The 19,097-nt window shown below is 69.4% G+C and carries 13 protein-coding genes; 5 read left to right on the top strand and 8 right to left on the bottom strand.

What is annotated here, in order from left to right:
* Nucleotides 1-93: 93 nt before the first annotated feature.
* Genes IPJ78_11385 through IPJ78_11365 form a run of 5 tightly spaced genes read right to left on the bottom strand, consistent with a single transcriptional unit; the run spans nt 94 to nt 8,461 of the window.
* Nucleotides 94-666 (bottom strand): histidine phosphatase family protein, encoded by a 573-nt coding sequence (locus IPJ78_11385; protein MBK7907150.1) that lies wholly within the window; start codon nt 664-666, stop codon nt 94-96.
* 53 nt (nt 667-719) lie between these two features.
* A complete protein-coding gene (locus IPJ78_11380; GenBank protein ID MBK7907149.1) occupies nt 720-1,076 on the bottom strand; it encodes a DMT family protein in 357 nt (118 codons plus the stop codon).
* 9 nt (nt 1,077-1,085) lie between these two features.
* Nucleotides 1,086-4,100: an efflux RND transporter permease subunit gene (locus tag IPJ78_11375; protein MBK7907148.1), complete on the bottom strand. Its 3,015-nt coding sequence runs from the start codon at nt 4,098-4,100 to the stop codon at nt 1,086-1,088.
* 1 nt (nt 4,101) lies between these two features.
* Nucleotides 4,102-7,281, bottom strand: a complete 3,180-nt coding sequence (locus IPJ78_11370; GenBank protein MBK7907147.1) for an efflux RND transporter permease subunit — start codon at nt 7,279-7,281, stop codon at nt 4,102-4,104.
* 31 nt (nt 7,282-7,312) lie between these two features.
* Nucleotides 7,313-8,461 (bottom strand): efflux RND transporter periplasmic adaptor subunit, encoded by a 1,149-nt coding sequence (locus IPJ78_11365; GenBank protein ID MBK7907146.1) that lies wholly within the window; start codon nt 8,459-8,461, stop codon nt 7,313-7,315.
* Between the two features lie 1,466 nt (nt 8,462-9,927).
* On the opposite strand from IPJ78_11365, the gene IPJ78_11360 reads away from it, so the two are divergent.
* The 3 genes from IPJ78_11360 (at nt 9,928) to IPJ78_11350 (ending at nt 12,998) form a co-directional block, all read left to right on the top strand.
* Entirely contained in the window at nt 9,928-10,155 is a 228-nt protein-coding gene (locus tag IPJ78_11360; GenBank protein ID MBK7907145.1) for a hypothetical protein, read from the top strand.
* A gap of 474 nt (nt 10,156-10,629) precedes the next feature.
* Nucleotides 10,630-11,805, top strand: a complete 1,176-nt coding sequence (locus IPJ78_11355; GenBank protein MBK7907144.1) for a hypothetical protein — start codon at nt 10,630-10,632, stop codon at nt 11,803-11,805.
* 329 nt (nt 11,806-12,134) lie between these two features.
* A complete protein-coding gene (locus tag IPJ78_11350) occupies nt 12,135-12,998 on the top strand; it encodes a hypothetical protein (protein MBK7907143.1) in 864 nt (287 codons plus the stop codon).
* A 25-nt stretch (nt 12,999-13,023) separates the two neighbouring features.
* On the opposite strand, the gene IPJ78_11345 is transcribed toward IPJ78_11350, so the two are convergent.
* Nucleotides 13,024-14,187 (bottom strand): hypothetical protein, encoded by a 1,164-nt coding sequence (locus tag IPJ78_11345; GenBank protein MBK7907142.1) that lies wholly within the window; start codon nt 14,185-14,187, stop codon nt 13,024-13,026.
* 64 nt (nt 14,188-14,251) lie between these two features.
* On the bottom strand, nt 14,252-15,352 hold the full coding sequence (locus IPJ78_11340) for a hypothetical protein (protein MBK7907141.1): 1,101 nt from the start codon (nt 15,350-15,352) through the stop codon (nt 14,252-14,254).
* A gap of 461 nt (nt 15,353-15,813) precedes the next feature.
* Here IPJ78_11340 and IPJ78_11335 point away from each other — a divergent pair, with 461 nt between their 5' ends.
* Nucleotides 15,814-16,806, top strand: coding sequence for a hypothetical protein (locus IPJ78_11335; protein MBK7907140.1), 993 nt, complete (start codon nt 15,814-15,816; stop codon nt 16,804-16,806).
* Nucleotides 16,807-16,907: 101 nt separating this feature from the next.
* Here the strand turns inward: IPJ78_11335 and IPJ78_11330 are convergent, their stop codons facing one another.
* Nucleotides 16,908-18,170 carry a hypothetical protein gene (locus tag IPJ78_11330; protein ID MBK7907139.1) on the bottom strand — a complete coding sequence of 421 codons (1,263 nt, stop codon included), beginning with the start codon at nt 18,168-18,170 and terminating at the stop codon, nt 16,908-16,910.
* Between the two features lie 122 nt (nt 18,171-18,292).
* On the opposite strand from IPJ78_11330, the gene speB reads away from it, so the two are divergent.
* Complete coding sequence (gene speB / locus IPJ78_11325; protein ID MBK7907138.1) at nt 18,293-19,096, top strand: agmatinase; 804 nt, start codon at nt 18,293-18,295, stop codon at nt 19,094-19,096.
* Nucleotide 19,097 lies beyond the last annotated feature (1 nt).

Genomic DNA, 19,097 nt, shown 5'->3' with positions numbered 1-19,097 from the left:
CGGCGGGAGTCAGGAGCCGCGCCTCAATTGATGGGCGCGAACGGGGGTAATCTGCCGTCCCGCAGGGACTTCCGCAACGCTCGCCCCACTCTGTCAGGGTCGCCCCGGCATGGTCGCGCAGGGGGCCGTCGGCTCCGGGTTCGGAGGACCGAACCGGGCCTCCACCATTCGCGTCGGTCCCGCGCCGATGATCACCGTGTAAAGGCCGTCATAGTGGTGGTCGCAAAGGTTCGGGCGCTCCGGGCCTCCGAGGGCGGCGATCCACGGCATCACGGTATTGGAGTGCCCGACGATCAGGACGGTCTTCCCCGCGTGCCGGGCCACCATCTCGCGGATCGCCGCGGCGACGACCGGTGCCGGGCCGTTGGGGATGATCTCGGGCGTGAGGCCGAACCGCTCGAACGTCGGACGCGCGGTCTCGCGGGTGCGCGTGGTCGCGGTGTGGAGGACGGCGCCGACGTGCGCGTCCTTGAGGAAGTCCGCGAGCGCGGCGGCACGTGCCACGCCCACCTCGGTGAGCGGCGGGTCGTTCGCCGGCTGCGCGGCCTTGTCGGCGTGACGGACGATGATGACGACCGTGGGCGCGGAGGCCTGCGCGCGCGCTGTGGCTGGAGCGAGCGCGATGGCGCAGGCGAGAAGGAGCGAGGAGCGAGGGAAAGGGAACACGGGGCGAGGGGAAGAGGGAGAGAGCGGAGGGAGGGGGAAGGAGTCCCGGACGATCACCCGGCGACCGGCTGTCCGCGGAATACGAAGTACACCGCGCCGAGCAGGCAGAGTCCGGCCCAGATGAAATCGGACCGGATGGGCTGCTTCATGTAGTACACCGCGAAAGGGATGAACACACCGATTGCGATGATCTCCTGCAGCATCTTCAGCTGGCCGAGCGAGAGTGCCGTGTATCCGATGCGATTGGCGGGCACCTGCAGGAGGTATTCGAAGAGTGCGATCCCCCAACTGACCAGTGCCGCGACGTACCACGCCTTGTTCGCCTGGTGCTTCAGGTGCCCGTACCACGCGAACGTCATGAACAGGTTCGACGCCATGAGCAGGAGCGTCGTCTTGAGGATGGTCGGCATCCCGGGAGCTTAGGCGCGGCGCTTCCACCCCGCCAGCACCGCGGGCATGATGAGCATCGCGCCGATGGTACCGGCCACGGTGCCGCCCGCCGTGGCCAGTGCGATCGAGCCGAACAGGTCATCGGTCCTCGTGCCCACGGCGAGCGGCACCAGCGACGCGATCGTCGTGAGCGTCACCATCATGATCATCCCCGAGCGATCGAGCGCCGCCCGATAGACGCGCCCGGGCGGCAGGCGCCGCGACGCGTGCGCACGCTTCCGCTCGAGCGCGTCGTCGACGAGCAGGATGCTCTGGTTCACCGCGAGCCCCACCACGAGGATCACGCCCACCGCCGCCTCGCGCGTGAAGCTGGCGCCTGCCATCCAGAAGGCGGCCATCACGCCCGCGAGGGCGATGGGGAGCGAGAGGAAGACCATCGCCGCACCCCAGCTCGAATCGAACACCATCGCCACCGAGAGGATCACGAGCGCCACGCCGATGCCGAACACGAGCCAGAGGCCGCGCTGGCTCGTGTCCTGCTCGCGCCGGAAGAGCTGCTCGTCCTGCACCGTGAACCCCGGCGGGACGGTGATGCTCTTCATGAACGCCTCGTGCGTGCGGTTCGCCAGGCGGTTCGGTCCGCGGAACTCGTACGCGACCATGCGGATGTACTGCTGGTCCTCGCGCGTGATCGCGCTCAACTGCTCGCGCTCGCCGACGTCACTCAGGTCGCCCACGCGCACGGTGGAGCCGGTGCGCGTGGGAATGAGCGCCTCGCGCAGCTCCTCGAGCGACCGGTCGCGCGCGCCCTGCGCCTTCACGCTCACCGGGATCTCCTCGCCGCCGATCTCGAGCCGCTGGCCGCCCACCGCGCCGCGCACCTCGCGCCGCACCGCGTCGGTGAACTGCGCCGCCGTCACCCCGTAGCGGGCGAGCGCCTCGCGGTCGGGGTCGAGCGTCACCGCGAACGCCTTGTCCCCGCCGAAGAAGCTCGCGCTCGTCACCGTCGCGTTCCGCACGCGCGTGATCCGCTCGAGTCGCAGCCGGATGTCCTCGGCGAGCTGCTGCACCGCGGCGTACGAGTAGCCGAGCACGCGGATGCGGAAGCTGCTCATGGAGCCCATGCCGCCGCCCGAGCTGAAGCCCTGGCCCTGCCCCTGCACGCTGATGCTCGCGCCGCCGATGTACACGGCGCGCTGCGTGAGCTCCTCCTGCAGCTGCAGGGGCACCGCGCTCAGCTCGTACGCGCGCTTGAAGCTCACGCGCATCCCCGCGCCGAACACGCCCTGGCTCTGCGCGATGACCTCCTCCACCCCTTCGCGTCCCACGACCACCTTCTCCATCTCGGCCATCGCCGCGTCGAGCGCCACCGGATCCGACCCGCGCGGGAAGCTGATGAACACCGAGAGCGTGGTGCGCTGCCCGCCGAAGCCGCCGAACGAGAAGCGCGGCACCTTCTTCACGAAGGCGTAGGTGAGCCCGCCCACCGAGAGCACCGTCACGAGCAGCGTCGCCCAGCGCCAGCGCAGCGCGCCGCGCACCAGCCACGCATAGCCGCGCTGCAGCGCCGGCCAGTGCGTCTCCCGGAGCCCGTGCCCCTTGGCGAGCGCGGGGATCATCACCACGGCGCTGAGGATGGAGCAGAAGAGCGCGAGCGTGAACGCCGCCGCGAACGGGAAGAACGCCGCCCGCGCGTTCCCTTGCAGATAGAGGAACGGGAAGAGCACCACCGCCGTCGTGAGCGTCGAGCCGAGCACCGCCGGCAGCATCCGCTCCGCGACCTCGGCGCGCCCCACCGGTGTGTCGGGGGAGCCGCGCAGCCGCTCCACGATCACGAGCCCGTTCTGCACGAGCACGCCGATGCCCATGCCGAGCCCCGCGAGCGTGAGCATGTTCGCGGGGATCTCGAGCAGGTAGAGGCCCAGCGCGGTGCCGGCGATCGCCACTGCCGCGCTCCCCATCACGAGCGCCACCGCGCGCCAGTTGCGCAGCGCGATGATGAGCACGAGGGTGACCGCCGCGAACGCGATCCCGCCGCGGAGCACGAGGTCGTTGAGCTGGCGCGCGAGCTCGACCGAGTCGTCCGAGGTGATCCGGTACCGTACGCCGGGTGGCAGCTGCTCCCCCATGGCGCGCATCGCTTCACGCACGGCCTTCGCCGTCGCGATCGCGTCGCTGCTCGGCTCGCGCGTGACGGTGAAGCCGAGCGCGGTGTTGCCGTTCACACGGAAGAACATCCCGCGCGAATCCTCCTCCGGCCGCACCCGCGCGAGATCGCCCAGACGGAAAACGCGGTTGCCGCGCCCGCGGATGGGGAGGTCGGCGAGCTCCTCGATCGCCCCCGGCTGGTCGCGCAGCACCACCTCGCGCTTGCTCGCGCCGATCCGCTCGGTGCCGAGCGCCGTCACCACGCGCGCGTTGCGGATCGCCTCGCCGATCAGGTCGGGGCTGATGCCGAGCTGGCGCAGGAGGCTCGCGTCGTACGAGACCGTCGCGCCGAACTCGGTGCCGCCCCCCACGCTCACGCCGGCGACGCCCGGCACGGCGCTGATCCGCGGCGTGAGCTGCTGGTCGGCGATGCGCTGCATCGCGCCCGGCGTATACGGTCCCGACAGGAGCACGCGCAGCAGCGGCGCCTCGCTCAGCTCCTCAGGCACGAAGTTGCTGACCCGCGGCGGGACCACGCCGATCGGATAGGTGGGCCGCAACAGCTCGAGCCGCTCGAGGATCGCGAGGCGCGTGAGCTGCACGTTCGCCGCCGGATCGAGCTCGACGGTGAGCCGCGCCGACCCGTCGCGCGACTCGCTGCTCGTCTTCCGCACATCCTTGACCGACTGCACCGCCGCCTCGATGGGCGACGCGAGGTACATCTCGACGAGTTCCGACGACGCGCCCGGCCAGGAGGCGGCGATCTGCAGTCGCGGGAGCTCCACCTCGGTCGCCGTGGCGAGCGCGAGCCGGGAGAAGCTCACCGCGCCGCCGAGGAGGATCACGCAGGTGATCGCCCAGACGACGGCGGGGCGCGAGACGGCCCAGCGGATCATCTCACGCCTCGGCGGCGCGTGGCGCGGCCGCGTCCCGCGCGGCGGCCTCGCGGGCCTTCCGCTCCGTGCGCCCCTCGAGCTGCGCGTACGCGACCGGGAGCAGGAAGAAGGTCACCACCTGCGCCGAGATCGCACCGCCGATCACCGCGGCGGCGAGCGGCTGGTAGAGCGCGCCGCCAGAGCCGATGCCGAAGACCAGCGGCAGCACGCCGAAGATGGTGGTGAGCGAGGTCATGGTGATCGCCCGCAGCCGCTGCCGCCCACCGAGGAGGACCGCGTCGTGGATCGAGTGCCCCAGCTCACGGAAGCGGCGGATGGCATCGAGCTTCACGACGGCCTCGTTGTCGGCCATGCCGATCATCACGACGATGCCGATGAGCGAGACCGCGTTGATGCTCTGCCCGGTGAGCCAGAGGAGCACGAAGCCGCCGGCCGCCGCGAGCGGCACGGTGATCATCACGACGAGCGGGATGGTGAACGACGCGAACTCGCCGGCGAGCACGAGGAAGACCAGCGCCACTGAGAGGATCGCGACGAGACCGAGTTCGCCGGTGGTGCGACGCTGTTCGATATCGGCGCCGGTGACGCGCCACGTGAGCCCCGCCGGCGGCTGGAGCGCCGCGAGCTGCGCCTCGACGTCGGTCGTCGCGCGCGCCGTCCCACCCTCCTCGATGAGGCCCTCGACGATGCTCACCGGCCGCTGGTCCACGCGCACCACCTCGATCGGCGCGCGAACCTCCTTCCAGGTGACGAGGTTGCTCAGCGGCACGCCGCTCACCGGCGTCTGCAGCGCGGTGAGCAGGTCCTCGTTGGCGTTGCCGGCGAAGCGCACGCGGATCTTGGTGCGCCGGTCGGTCTCGCGGAGCTCGCTCGCCTCGACGCCGCCGAGCCCGCCCTGCAGCGCGCGCTGGACGGCCTGCACCGAGATGCCGCGCTCGGCGAGCCGGTCGCGCTGCAGCTCCACCTCGATCTGCGGCTGGGTGGTGCTGTAGGCATCGCGCACGTCGGCGAGCGTGGTGAGCGCCGCGAGACGGCGGCGCACCGAGTCGGCCCACACCTGCGACTCGGCGAGCGTCCGCGCGCTCACCTCCACGCGCACGAGCCGACCCTCCCGCCCGATGAGCGACCCGAACTCCGATTGTCCCGCGAGGTCGAGCGCGAGCATGCCGTTGGCGAGGTCCGGCACCGCACCGCGCAGCGCACTCGCGAACTCCGCGGCATCCTTGCCGTCCGGCACGGGCACCAGCAGCTGCGCCGTCGCAGACGTGCCCGGCTCCGCTCCGGCGAGCACCTCCTCGTCGGTCGCGATGCCCACGCGCGAGTAGACCCCTGCCGACCCGAGCCCCTTCGCCGCCCCCTCCACGCGCGCCACCTGCCGCGTGGTCTCCTCGATGGACGTGCCTTCCGGCAACGCCACCGACGCCACCACCATCCCTTCATCCACCTGCGGCAGGATCTCCTTCGGCAGCGTGTACAGCAGGAGCACCATCACCCCGAACAGCGCGACCCCGAGCCCGAGCATGGCACGCGGCGAGCGGAGGGCCCACTCCATGCCGCGCTCGTAGACATGCGCGCACTGTTCGCCGAATTCGTCGAGTCTCGCTGCCCATGAAGAGGATGAAGGCTGAAGGTTGAAGGATGAAAGTGAACCACCCTCCCCTCCGCCCTTCTCTGTGTCCTCTGTGCCCTCTGTGGTGAGCGCGGTCGCCGTTCCCTTCTTCCTCCTCCCCACGATCATCACCGGCATCAGCGTCAACGCGAGGATCAGCGACCCTCCGACCGACAGCACCACCGCCAGCGACAGGTCCCGGAAGAGCGCCGCCGCCAACCCCTTCACGAACACGATCGGCCCGAACACCAGCAGCGTCGTCAGCGTCCCCGCGAACAGCGGCCCCGCGACCTCGTCCGTCGCCTCGATCGCCGAGTCCTCCGAGGACTCCCCCGTCTCCTCGCGTCGCCGCCCCGCCGCGTCCGCCACGACGATCGCGTTGTCCACCAGCAGGCCCACGCCGAGCGCGAGCCCGCCGAGCGAGAGCACGTTCACCGTCACGTCGAAGAGCTGCAGGAACACCAGCGCGATGAGCACCGAGAGCGGCAGGATCGTCGCGATCGCGAGGCTCGACCGCCAGTCGCGCAGGAAGACGAGGATCATCAGCAGCGACATCACGCCGCCGATGAGGATCTCCTGCCCGAGGTTGGAGAGCGCATCGACGACGAAGTCCGCCTGTGCCGCGACCATCTTCATGCGGATGTCGGGGAACTCCGCCTCGAGCTGCGTGATCACCTTCCGCAGTTCCGATGTCACCGCGACGGTGTTGGACCCCGCATCCTTGTACACCACGAGCCCCACGGCCTGCCCGCCATCGAGCCGCGTGAGCGTCCGCGGCTCGGCGACGGTGCTCGTGATCGTCGCGATGTCGCGGAGCTTGTAGCCCGCCGTCACTGGCCCGATCGGCGTCTCGGCGATCTCGCTGAGCGCGCGGAACTCGGTCATCGCCCGCACCGAGAAGCGGAACTGCCCGCGGCGGATCGTGCCGCCCGCCCCGTTCGCGTTCGCCGCCTGCACCGCGACCGCGACGTCGTTGGTCGAGAGTCCGAGCGAACGCATCTTCTCCGGATCGACCTCGATGCGCACCTCGTCCTCGGGCGCGCCGGTGACCGCGACGCTCGCGACGCCCTGGATCTGCTCGAGCCGCCGCGCATGCACGTCGGTGGCCGTGCGGCCGAGGAGGCGCAGGTCGTTCAGCCCGGTGAGGCCGATCACCGCGATGGGGCGTTCACCCGGATCGCTCGTGAGGAGCGTCGGACGCTGTGCCGCCTCGGGGAGCTGGCTGCGTGCCTGGTCGAGGCGCTCGCGGACCGTGAGCACCGTCGTCTCCATGTCGGTGCCCCAGGCGAAGCGCGCCGTCGTCACCGCCTCGCCGTTGCGACTCACGCTGCGCAGCTCCACGATCCCCGGCGTGGCGGCGATCGCCTGCTCGATCGGTTCGGCGATGAAGCGCGAGACCTCCTCGGCGGCCGCCCCCGTGTAGCCGGTGCGGATGGTGAGCACCGGGAGCGTGACGTCGGGGAGGAGCGTGACGGGGAGTCGCGTGAGCGAGACGCTGCCGAGCAGGACGATCGCGAGGACGGCCGCGATGGTCGTGACGGGTTTGCGGACCGCCGCGGAGGAGAGCGACATGGGAGTCGGTGGGAGTCGGCGGCTCGGTGCGTCAGTCCTGCGCGCCGGGCGCGCGCTCGCGCGACGCGACCACGCGCACCGGCGCGTCGTGCGTCAGCGTGAGGTGCCCTTCGACGATCACCTGGTCCCCCGCGTTCACGGGGATGATCCCCGTGGTGGTGTCGGGGAGGACCTCGGTCTGCCGGCCGTTGGAGCGGCCGGGCAGGATGTACGTCCACTGCGCGCGCCCGTCCTTGATGACGAAGACGAGCGGCCGGCCGTCGCGTTCGATGATGGCGCGCGTGGGGACGAGGCGGCGGTTGGCGAGGCGCTGCGCCTCGAGCCGCACATCGGCGTACATGCCGGGGCGGAGCGTGCCGTTGCCCTGCGTGCGCACATGGGCGCGCCCGGCGCGCGTGGTGGAATCGACGAGCGGCAGCACCGCCGAGACCTTGCCGGTGAACGACTGCCCCGCGAGCGCGGCCGACGTGATGACCGCCTCGCCGCCGACCTTGATGAGCGGGAGATCGTGTTCGAGGACCGCGGCCTCGATGCGCAGGTTGCGCAGATCCACCACCGAGGTGATCTCGGCGCCCGCCGAGATGCGGTCGCCGACGACGACGGTGACGCGATCGACCGTGCCGTCGAACGGCGCGACGATCGTGGCGCGCTCGCGCTCGAACTTCGCGCGCGCGAGCCGCACGCGCGCCGCCGCGAGCCCCGAGCGCGTGATGCTCGCATCGAGGCGCATCTGGCTCGGCATCTGCCCCGTCGCGACCGAGTCGGGGCGGTAGTTGTCCTGGTGCTGGAGCGTCGAGAGGTCCACCGCGACCTGCGCCTCGTCCACGGCGAGGTCGAAGGGGCGCGGGTCGAGTTCGACGAGGACCTGCCCCTTGGTGACGCGATCGCCGGCGCGGACGCGGACGGTGCGGACCTCGCCCCCGACCTCGGCGCGGAGTCGCCCCTCGGACTCGGAACGGACCTGCCCCGTGGTGTTCACCGAGAGGACGAGGTCGGCATCGGTGACCTCCTCGGCGACGACGGGGAGGTTGACCGTGGAGGAGGAGCCGCCGGTGTTGCCGGAGTCGGCGGCCGCGGCGGAATCCGCGGCGGTCGAGGTGCCGTCGGCGGCGCCGGACTTGCCGCAGGCGAGCGCAACGGCGGCGGCGAGAGCGAGGGTGACGGAACGAGGTGAATGCATCAGCGCGGAGAGGATGGCCGTCGAACGGCAGAGTCAGTCCATTGTGACCCACCGGGCGAAGCAAAGGTTGCCGGTCGGTGATCGTCGTTCACAATCTGGAGTCCAAACTGAGCGCCCACCACCTCCCCGAGCGACCTCCGCGGGCGGGGAGCCTCGACTGGCCGAGCGGCGTCCGCTGAGAGGGCAGGTCCGTCTCGTTCCTGCGGATGATTCAGGAGGGCGCCGCTCGTCGTACCCGAGCGGCGAACACCACTGCCCGTCCCGGTTGACAGCATTCTGCACCACCATTCGATTGAATCGCGATGCGTCGAGAAGCGCTCGTGATTGGCCCCGATGACTTTTCCCGCTCCCTTGCCACGTCCGTGGAACGGAGCGGGAACTGGTGCTTCACACCGGCGCGCCGGACACTTGCCCTTGAGCGGTTGAGACTCACCTCCGGACTTCCGGACTGCATGATTCTTCATGTGCGGGCGATGGATCGCGCCGCCGCGTCGGAGCTCGCTGCAGCGGCAAGCGCAGCGGATGTCCGCATCGCCATTGCCGCGGACCATGAAGTGACCCAGATGCGTACGCTCTTCGCGTTGGCGCAGACCGCCGCACTTGAATTCATCCCGAGCGCGACCAAGCGGGCAGGTGTTCATCACGCGTTCTTTTCCACGTTCCCGCGTACCAGCATCCACTCGCGATTCGTTCACGCACTCAGCCCGCGACTCAGTCAGTTGCCCGATCCGAGCTTTGCGGTAGTTTGTCACGAGCTGATTCCGCATGCTACGGGTCATGATTTCGCAGACCGGTCGCGCAAGGAGAGCTGGGAGGGGGGGGGGCGAAGCCTCTCGCGACACTTGTCCGCTCTCGGCTTGTCCTCAAGTCACCGCCTTCAGCAAGCGGGTCGCCTAGCGCTGGCTCTCGACCTGGCCCAGACGCAGCGCGCGAAGCGAGCCGCACTTGCGTTCGCGGCGGGCTTCCTCTCGGAACGCACAATGACATCTACGCTTCGCCTGGTTCTCGGAGTGTCAATGCGCGACGCGTTGATCGCATACGATGACGTGGCGCTCTCGCACATGCTAACAAGCCATTGCCTGCGAGAAGGCAAGAGACCAACGCTGTCGTAGATGGCCGACGGCGGCCGGACGCTCCGCGCCGGTGAACGGCGCACTTTCTGGCCGACCTTCCGATTGTCCCTCGGTGCATGAACTAAGTCGTTCGACGACGGTGAGGCGCACGGATGGGCACCGACTCGCCGGTTGTGGCCGAATCCTGCCGCAATTGTCCCAATCTCAGGGTGGCGGGGACTGATGCGTGGGTCGAATCTTTGGCGCGCGCACCGATCTCGTGAGCGAGTCTCCCGACAGGGGCGGGCTGGTCCGCAACCGAAGCAGGGAAGGATTTGGAGTCGGCAACGGAAGTGGTCCCGGTCCCGCTACGGTCGTCTCCGCGCACCATTGAGCACCCACCTTTCAGACTGGATGGAGGAGTACATGCTTCCGAGTGTGAAGACGCTGGTGAAGTCGGTTGTTGCTGGCGCGGCCGTCGTGACCGCGATGGCCGTGGCACCCACGCCCGCACTCGCGAATAGCGGATGCTCGGAGCCCTGGCTGAACATCGAGTGCGAGAAGGTCTATTTCACCGTGTGCATAGGTGGCGAGTGCTTCGAGAACTACGTGCAACTCTACGGCAGGAAGCTCGACGAGTAGGAAGTAGAGTCGCTTCGTGAGGGGCGAGCGCCGCTCACGGACGCGCAGGCGCAGGGTCGTTCTGGCCTTGGCCTGCGCGTTCTCAGTGATTGCCGTGAGTTGGATGTTCGGGACTGATTCGGGCATCCTGTGGATGATCGGTGAGTCATCGTCTCCTACTTCATCCGAGCGCTGGGTCATCGTTACTCAGTCCGATGACTGCGCTGGCAACCTGCGCTTGGCATCCGCGCACGCTCGCATTCGCGCGTGGCAGCGACCGAGGCATGTAGTCCACCTCGTCATTCGCGGGGATCCGTCCGGTAGTGAGGTCGAGGGTGTGCTCGAACGGAGGGTGACTCGATTGACATCGCTCCTGATCGAGTCGGCCCTGATCGCGCGTGGCGTTCGCACGACTCCGGTGTTGGTTCGCGTTCCCTCCGATAGACGCGGAGTCGAGTTGCATGACCTCAGCGCACTTCCATCGAGGGAGAGTCCGTGAGTCCTGTCCGCAGCAACTGCTCCGCCGCGGTCCTGTTGCTCGCCCTCGCGGCGTGCGCCGCCCACGTGGATGCCGATTCGGGCGCTGAACCGGACTCGGGCGTCTTCGCGATCGGGTCGGCCGAGGTTGACTCGGAGAGCACGGTGGCCGTCGTCCGCGCCGCCGCACCGAACTCGCCCCCTCCTCGCCTCGCTGCACCGCGCTTTGCATTCGATGGCCGAATCGAGTGGATGGCCGAGACACCATCGTCCCTGGCCGACTCGACGCTTCTGCTCCCGACCGACCTGCAGTTCGCCCGCGCAGGCCTTCTCGTGTTCGATGCGGGTGCATCACGGATCCGGGTGGTGAACTGGTCGCCGCGACTCTCAGTTGCCTCGTATGGTCGGGCCGGCCGAGGACCAGGCGAGCATTCCATCGCGCTTCGGTTCCAGGGGACCTACGACCGCCCGATGGCGTTCGACCGTGACAATCGTCGACACAGCCGGCTTGAGCGCATTGCGGATTCAATCGGCACCGCGCCGGCTCCAAACAGACCGATCAAGTCGAGTTGCCTGCTGGGAGACGGGATCTCACTGGGCACCATCTCCGCTAACGACATGGAGTTCTTCCGGAATCGCTCCTCTTCTGGAGATCCCATCCAGCAAGTGGACCTCGTGGCGTCCCGAGGGAGCGAGGTGATCGACTCGTCCTCGTTGCCATTGCCGGAGCTCCTCAGGATCGCACCGATCGGCCGTCAGGCCGTCACTCAACAGCTCGACGATTCGACGTGCGTCCTCATCGCATACTATCAGTCGCAGTTCGCCGTGACGGGCGCGATCCGCGCGTGGCGGACCGCGGCCTATGTTGAGGCAGTGCCACCGGTGGATCCGCAACCGGTGGTGCAGGACGAGGGGCGGTCGGCTCGGATCGGAATGCCGAGAGGGGCCAAGATCAGCGCGATCGATGCCCGGGCATGGCGAGACATGATCCTTGTGCTTTACGAAGGGAGCACACGACAAGCGGGCAAGCTGCTTGACGTCTACAGACGAAGCGATCTCACCTATCGCGGATCGTTCGTGCTCCCGGATAAGGCAGATCGGATCGCGGTCTCCGGCGACACCCTCGCCGTGATCGCAGAGCGGGGCGACACGCCAATCATCCAACTCTTCCGCTTATCGAGCCAGCACCCCTGACCCGCGGCGACGTCAACGCCCTTCCAGCCTCGATGCCCAGACAAGTGCGAAGGTGTTCCTCAGCTAGTGCGCGCGCCATCCTCGCTCTGTTCACAGTCGCCTGCTCGAGCGAACCAGCGCCTGTCGCGCCGAGCGTCACGCTCGTCTCCATCGACCGCGAGACGTACCTCGCCGCACCGCGCGTTCGGTTCATCGAAGGCGACACGATCTGTGGCGCCCGCCCCGCCTGCCCGAATGAGGAACCGTTGAGGGTAGCGGTGTCGCGCGACGGTGAAGTGGCACTGTTGACCGAACGATCAAGCGTGTTCGTTGTGTCGGCGCAACGCTCCTTGCGACAGATCGTCTTCGACAACAACCCGATCGGAAACCTCCAGTCGGAGGCAGCGATCGAAGCGACCTCGAATGGTGGATGGCGACTGCTCATTCCCGGATCGGCACGATTCATCTCGGTCGACTCGGTCGGGCGGTTGGACAACACCACGCTGATTCCTTTGGACGCGGACTTCTTCGGCGCCGCGGCCTTCGAGGGAAGCCTCGTGAAGATGCACCTGCCGGCAGCGGCGACCGCCGGGGACTCGGTCGAGGCGGAGTTCGTCGGCGTCACTCCGCGCGAGGGCTTCCGCGGTCCATGGGCGCGCCTCCGGACCGCGTCCGTCCGCTCGACGAAGAGTGATCTCATCCCGCTCCCGCCGTTCTTCCGCACGCGTCCCTTATGGACGCCCATTGCTCCTGATACGGTCCTCTACGCGGATCGATCGGCGTATCGCGTTGCCTGGGTCGGCCGCGCCGGTCCGTGGCGTGAACTGCGCGTCGACGCACCGCTTCGCGAGGTCACGCCGGAGGAGCTCAACGCGGAGAGTGCTCGATTCCTCGCGCAGATGCCAAAGAGCCCGCGATTTCGCGAGGCACTCTCGCAGGATGTTGAGCGACGGCGGAACGGCGCTCCGCGAAACCATCCTGCGGTCAGTTCGCTGCTGATCGCTGGCGATCGGCGCATGCTCGTCGCCTCCGGCGTCGACCCCGAGTCCGGGATCGTGCGTTGGGATCTCTTCGACGGGGATGGCTCGATCCTTGGACACTTCGAGATGGCGGACTACGAGCGGGTCCTCAACTTCGAAGGTCGACGCCTCATCCTCGGCTCCCGCGGAGCGGCCGACCGGAGCGTCGTCCGATGGGTCTCACTCGAGATGTGAACATCGCCCATGATCGTGAGGCGGCTCAGCGCGCGACCTGCACCCGCTGAATGACCGTCCCACCGCTCTCCGCATCCGGCTTGGCGAAGAGCAGCTCCCCATTCGGCATCCGCGCCAGCGGGAGCCCGCGCCCCGTCATCGTGCCGACATAGACCCCATGCGGCCCGAAGACATCCACCACCGACGCTGCGGCCGCACTCGGCGTCCGCAGCACCCACATCGTCCCGTCCGACAGCAGCGCCACGTCGAACGCGAACGGATACGTCTCGGCCAGCCCCTGCTGCGCGATGACCTCCTCGATCGGCGTGACGCAGGACGTCATCCGGTCGCCGAAGGAGAACTTCCACTCCATCCCGTTCGGATAGAGCGCGCGCACATCGTCCGCCGTCGGCGCGCGGGGCGTGAGCGGACGGCGCACGCTCCCCACCGCGCGCGGCCCCTCGTAGAGCCAGAGCTCGTAGCCCGAGGGCCCCGGCACGAGGATCCGCGCCCCCGCCACCGCCACCGGCAGCTCCGGCGCGAAGAGCGGCGTCGAAAACGGCATCCCCATGCACTTGAACCGCACCGGCTTGGGACGGAGCCGCACCTGCTGCAGCGGCGGTGTGCCGAGGGTGTCGGCGAAGAGGGCGATGACCACCGCCGAGTCGCTCGAGTCGTGCCGCTTGGTCCAGAGGCCGCCGGTGCGGTAGTAGAGCCCGACGGTCCCGTCGAGCGCGCCATCGAGCCGCTGGTCGGTCGTCGGCGAGAGGTCGGGCAGGAAGCGCACGAGCACACCGCGCACGTTGTCGCGCACCCAGATCGTGTCGCTCTTCGCGCCGATCGCCGTGGGGAACTCGAACTCCCCCGGCCCGCCGCCCTTCCGCCCGAACACCCGCTCCTCCTTGCCGTCGCGCCCGAAGCGCACGATCGACGGGTCGCGCGTGAGGACGTAGGTGCGGCCCGCGCGGTCGGTGAGGACGCGTTGCCGCGAGACGCCGGTGAAGAGGTACGGCTCGCCGAGCGAGTCGCGGAGGACGTCGATCTCGTCGAACGTCCACGGCAGGACCGTGTCGCGCGCACCGGAGGTGATGATCTTCACGCCGGCGGAGTCGGCGCGGGTGATGCCGGCGGCGAGGTCCGCATCGCCGGCACAGGCCATCATGGAAACGACGAACAGGACCGTAGGGAACGCGGCCGCGGAGCGGAGCATCAAGCGCATGTCCGGTAGATGCGTCAGCGGACGGAGCGGGTCAAGACTCCCGTTTACGGCCGGGTCACGGCAAGGGCCGCCGACTCAGCCGTTCGATCCCATCCTCGTCCCGCGCGACCACATAGAGCGCCGCGCGCCCGCTCCCCACCACCCGCTCGTTCGCCGGCAGCCGGAGCCGTCCGACCCGCGCCCCGCGACGATCCACCACGTCCAGCTCCGTCCCGCGGCTCCCGATCCACGGGTGGCGCGCGACGAGCACTCGGCCGTCCGGGAGCGCGAACAGGTCGCCGAAGAACGGCGGCACGGACTCGGCGAACGGAAACGTCGCGAACGCCGGCGGCAACGGCTTCCCCGAGAACTCCTCGGCGCGTCGCCGCCAATCCGCCTGCTCGGCGTCCGTGACCCGCGGCGGGTCCCCTTCGATGGGCGCGCCGAGTCGCGGCGCACCGGTGGGTGGATACCAGTCGATGCGATACGGCTCCTGCCGCCCGACCGCGATCCAGCCGTCCGCGAAGAGCAGCGCCGGGTCCTCCACCGCGAGCACGACCGTCATCGTGCGGTACGACTTCCGCTCAGGCGGCCCCACCGGCGAGACCTCCACTTCCATCCCCTTCCCCACCGCGATGGTGTCGATGGTCATCGTCCGGCGATCGAGCCGCACGAAGGCGGCGCCGTTCCGCATGCGCGGCGCCGTGATCCCCGGCGCCGCCACCTGGCGCTTCGCGAGGACCCGTCCGCGCGCGTCGGCCCCGAGGAGCGCCGAGCCGAGCAACGCGAAGGCGGAGTCGTTGACGGGCGTGACGCGCACGATGCGGTCGCCGTGCAGGAAGAGCAGGCGGCGGTTGCTCGCATCGGCCATCAGCGTCGTGTCGTCGGCGAGCGGGATGAGCGACTGGACGTCGCGATACTCGAGCGGGCCGGAGCCGCTCACGCCGATCCGCCGCACCGCACCCGAGCGCAGGTCGGCGACGAGGATCGCGTCGTCGTCACCGATCAGGAGCCGTCCGTCAGCGAGTTCGCGCACCGAGCCGATGCGCGTGAACTCGTGTGCGAGGGTGGCGGACGCCGGACGAAGCGTGACGTCGGACGTCTGGGCCACGAGGGGCGTGGCGAGCGCAACGGCGCTCAGGACTACAACGACATGGTGCGACCGATTCTTCCCCATGGCAAGGGAAACTACCATCCGCGCACCGAAGATGAGGCCCGAACTGCCGCCTCTGTCGGGTGCTCGATCAGGGATGGTCATCCGCGTCCTTGCCAGACGGCGCGCACGGGAGGGTTGTCCCCTCGCGTCCCCCCGTCGATCTTGCCCTCGCGGGAGTCATTCCTCGGATGGGCTCCCTCAAGCAGCCGACGCAGGGCCGAATCCGACGAGGACCTGGGCGCACATCTCGCCCTCTCACGCTGGAGTCTTGAATGGGCAGCTCGCCGTGCGGATCGGCTTCGTGTGCGCTGTCTCGCGGGGCGGATTCGAACGGCCGGTCGTTGGCCCGAGCGATCCTTGCCGCGACCGTGCTCTTGGTCTTGGCCGTGGCGCAGACCGGACTCGCTGCCCAATCGCGACCGAGACAGGGTATCGGACGAGCCCTCGCCGAGTCACCGGCCGAGTTCAATCGGTTGATCTCGATGCGAGAACTGGCCGACGGCAGAGTCATCGTGCTGGACGAGGGCGACCAGCGGATCGTGCTGCTGTCGAGCGACCTCTTAATCGCTCAGCCGTTGCTCCGGATCGGCGATGGACCAGGGGAGTACCGCCGCGTGGGATCCCTGCACGCGCTTCCCGGGGACACGACACTCTTCGTCGACAGCTTCAACGGCCGGATCACGATCCTGGTCGGCGTCCGGTTCGTGGGCATGCTCTCCGAGCGAGACGCGGCGATCGCGCAGTTCCAGCAGGAGGTGCTGGGCGCCGATCGATACGGACACCTCCTCGGCGCGCCGGCCCTCCTGGGGAGTGGTCGCACCGCCGTACCGCGCGCGGCGGCGGAATCGCTGCAGTTGCTCCTCTCGTCCCGACAGTCCTCTCACGTCGACAGCGTGGGTCGAATGAGGGGACGCGGCAGCGGACGGGTTCAGATGGTGCGCGAGGAAGGACGGGCGCCATTCATGTACGTCGGATCACCGCTGTCCTCCCAAGACGAGGCGATGCTCTTCGCTGACGGGTGGATCGCAATCGCTCACCTGCGACCGTATCGCGTGGACTGGCGGGATCCTCAGGGGCGGTGGCTTCGGGGAAGCCCTCTTGAGGACGCTCCAACGGCGCTGACTCGCGAACACAAGTGCGCGGCGTGGCAGCGCATCTTCTCGGGTACTCGGCCGTGCCGCCCGGAACTACTCACGGAGTGGCCTTCGACCCTGCCTCCCTTCCTGTCCAGCACCTCGAACCTCGGAGTCACGCCGCTGATAGGCGAGCCGAACGGAATGCTCGCGATCCGGCGCACACCCTCGGTGGATGGGGAGCGACCGCGTCTGGACCTTGTCGACCGACGATCCGTTCGCGTCCGACAGCTCACACTCCAACATCAGGAGTCGCTGCTGGGATTCGGCAAGGACGCCGCGTACATCGTCGTTACCGACGACGACGGCGTACAGAGAGTGCGAAGACACGAGTGGAAGTGAAGTCCATCAGGTGCGGCGCCAAGTGCTGCTTTACGGGTACCTGAGCGAAAGAGGGGCGGCCGAACGGCCGCCCCCCTTTCATCCTCCAGCCTTCATCCCGCTCAGGGCAACCGCACCATCCCCACCAGCCTCCCTTCCCCCGCCGGATGCCGCCGGAGCGTCAGCAGGTCATCCTCATCCGCCAGCGTCGTATAGATGGTGTTCGCCCCGAACCCCACGAGCGTGACACGGTCGGGCAGCCGCACCTGGTACATCACCTTCCCCTCGCCGTCGATCACATCGAAGAGCATCCCCTTCGCCCCCGCCGCCTCGGTGCGCCGCACCCAGAGGTCGCCGTTGGGACGCGCCCAGATGCTCGGCGCGCCGGGACGGAACGGCGGCTTCACCGCCGGCCAGTCGGTGAGCGGCTCGAGCGGCGGCGCATTCGCGCCGGGGCCCATCTGTGCCGACCGGCGCGTGCCCTCGGGGCCCTGCGACATCGTGATCATCATCTGGTTCGCCCGCGCCTTGTTGCGGAGCACCTCCTCCTCGCGCCGGTCGGCGTCGCCCATGCGGATGGGCGTGAAGCGGATCGCCGGCGACGACTTCTTCTGGCCGTTGGGAAGGATCCAGTCGACGTGGTAGTCGCTCGCGCGCACGATCGCCACGCGGCCGTCGGGGAAGACGGCCCAGCCGTCGCGCGGGGCCAGCGGATTCGCGCCGCCGATGCGGACGTTCATGTTCCCCTGCCCGCCGGTCACCTGCGAGTTGTTCGACGGCACCTTCACCCACGCGAGCGTGTCGAGCTGCTTGGTGCCGCGATCGAAGCGCGTGATGGCGACCGAGTCGGCCGAGACCGGCTGCCCCTGCGCGTTGATCGCGAGGGGCGAGGACTCGGAGTAGAGCCGCCCGCGCGCATCGGCCGCCTGCGCGACGGTCATCCCGCCGAACCGCACCTGCGGCCCGCGCGTCGCCGCGCCACCCGGCGGCGGCGGCGGGGGAGCGAACTCCACCATGAACGTCGTCACCGGCTTCCCGTCCGGCCCGATGACCAGGTAGCGGGTGTTGAGCGGATCGAAGAGCAGCGTCGTGTCGCGCGGCGCGGCGAAGAGCCGTGCCGGCAGCCCGAACTCGGCCGGGCCACTCCCCTCGCGGCCGATCTTCGTCGCCGAGTTGGCGCCGAAGTCGACGAGAGCGACGACTTTGTCGCGCCCATCGGCGACGATGACCTTGCCGTTCGCCAGCTCACGGAGCCCGGCGATCTGTGAGAAGGGCTCGTCGAAGGTGGCGTTGGGCGCGGGGAGCGCGCGGGGCGCGCCCTGCGCGGCCACGGCGAGCGGAAGAGCGGCGAGGAGCGAGAGGGACGAGCGGATCGGATGGGGCATGGCGAGTCGTGGTGGATGGTCCGACTGGAGTCTAGCACGGTCGGTCAGAGGGTGTGTCACGCGGGGGAGCCCCGGGGTTGCCCGGTGCGCGCCGCGCCGCGCCGGCCGTGGCATCTTTCCGCATGCCACGGCCATCCGTCCGCCCCATGCTCCTCGGCGTCCCCTTCGACGCCGAGTCCTCCTTCGCCCGCGGCGCGGCGCTCGCCCCCGCGGCCGTGCGCGCCGCCTACGCCTCGGCGTCCACCAACACCTGGTCCGAGTCCGGCCTCGACCTCGCGACGCTCCTCGAGGACGCCGGCGACGTCGACTGCACCGGCGACCACGCGGCGATCCGCGACCGCATCTCCGCTCGTGTGGCCGAACTCGTGGCCGAGGGCCGCCGAACCATCGCGCTCGGCGGCGACCACTCGGTGTCGTTCCCGCTCGTGCGCGGCCTCGCGCCGCCGCGCGACGTGACGATCGTGCATGTCGACGCGCACCCGGACCTGTATCCCGACTACGAGGGGAATCGGTTCTCACACGCCTGCCCGTTCGCGCGGATCCTCGAGGCGGGGCTCGCGTCGCGGCTCGTGCAGGTCGGCATCCGCACCATGAGCGGCGCGCAGCGCGCGACCGCCGAGCGCTTCGGCGTGGAGGTCATCGACATGCCAACCTGGGCGCGCGGTGCGCGTCCGGTGGTGCGCGGCCCGGTCTATCTCTCGATCGACCTCGACGGCCTCGACCCTGCGTTCGCGCCCGGCGTCTCGCACCCCGAGCCCGGCGGCCTTAGCACCCGCGAGGTCATCACGCTCATCCAGTCCCTCGACGGGCCGATCCTCGCCGCCGACGTGGTGGAGCTGAACCCGACGTTCGACACGCGGGATCTCACGGCGCGCGTGGCGGCGAAACTGGTGAAGGAGATCGCGGCGAGGATGCTGGACGCGTAGC

Source organism: Gemmatimonadota bacterium (assembly GCA_016714015.1).
Lineage (GTDB): Bacteria > Gemmatimonadota > Gemmatimonadetes > Gemmatimonadales > Gemmatimonadaceae > Pseudogemmatithrix.
This window is presented reverse-complemented; position numbering and strand designations above follow the sequence as displayed.

Bases quoted from the DNA above. Each gene is read 5' to 3' on its own strand.
- IPJ78_11370 (MBK7907147.1), bottom strand. From the start codon at position 7,281: ATGTCGCTCTCCTCCGCGGCGGTCCGCAAACCCGTCACGACCATCGCG.
- IPJ78_11380 (MBK7907149.1), bottom strand. From the start codon at position 1,076: ATGCCGACCATCCTCAAGACGACGCTCCTGCTCATGGCGTCGAACCTG.
- IPJ78_11365 (MBK7907146.1), bottom strand. From the start codon at position 8,461: ATGCATTCACCTCGTTCCGTCACCCTCGCTCTCGCCGCCGCCGTTGCG.
- IPJ78_11330 (MBK7907139.1), bottom strand. From the start codon at position 18,170: ATGCCCCATCCGATCCGCTCGTCCCTCTCGCTCCTCGCCGCTCTTCCG.
- IPJ78_11360 (MBK7907145.1), top strand. From the start codon at position 9,928: ATGGAGGAGTACATGCTTCCGAGTGTGAAGACGCTGGTGAAGTCGGTT.
- IPJ78_11335 (MBK7907140.1), top strand. From the start codon at position 15,814: ATGCGAGAACTGGCCGACGGCAGAGTCATCGTGCTGGACGAGGGCGAC.
- IPJ78_11375 (MBK7907148.1), bottom strand. From the start codon at position 4,100: ATGATCCGCTGGGCCGTCTCGCGCCCCGCCGTCGTCTGGGCGATCACC.
- speB (MBK7907138.1), top strand. From the start codon at position 18,293: ATGCCACGGCCATCCGTCCGCCCCATGCTCCTCGGCGTCCCCTTCGAC.
- IPJ78_11345 (MBK7907142.1), bottom strand. From the start codon at position 14,187: ATGCTCCGCTCCGCGGCCGCGTTCCCTACGGTCCTGTTCGTCGTTTCC.
- IPJ78_11340 (MBK7907141.1), bottom strand. From the start codon at position 15,352: ATGGGGAAGAATCGGTCGCACCATGTCGTTGTAGTCCTGAGCGCCGTT.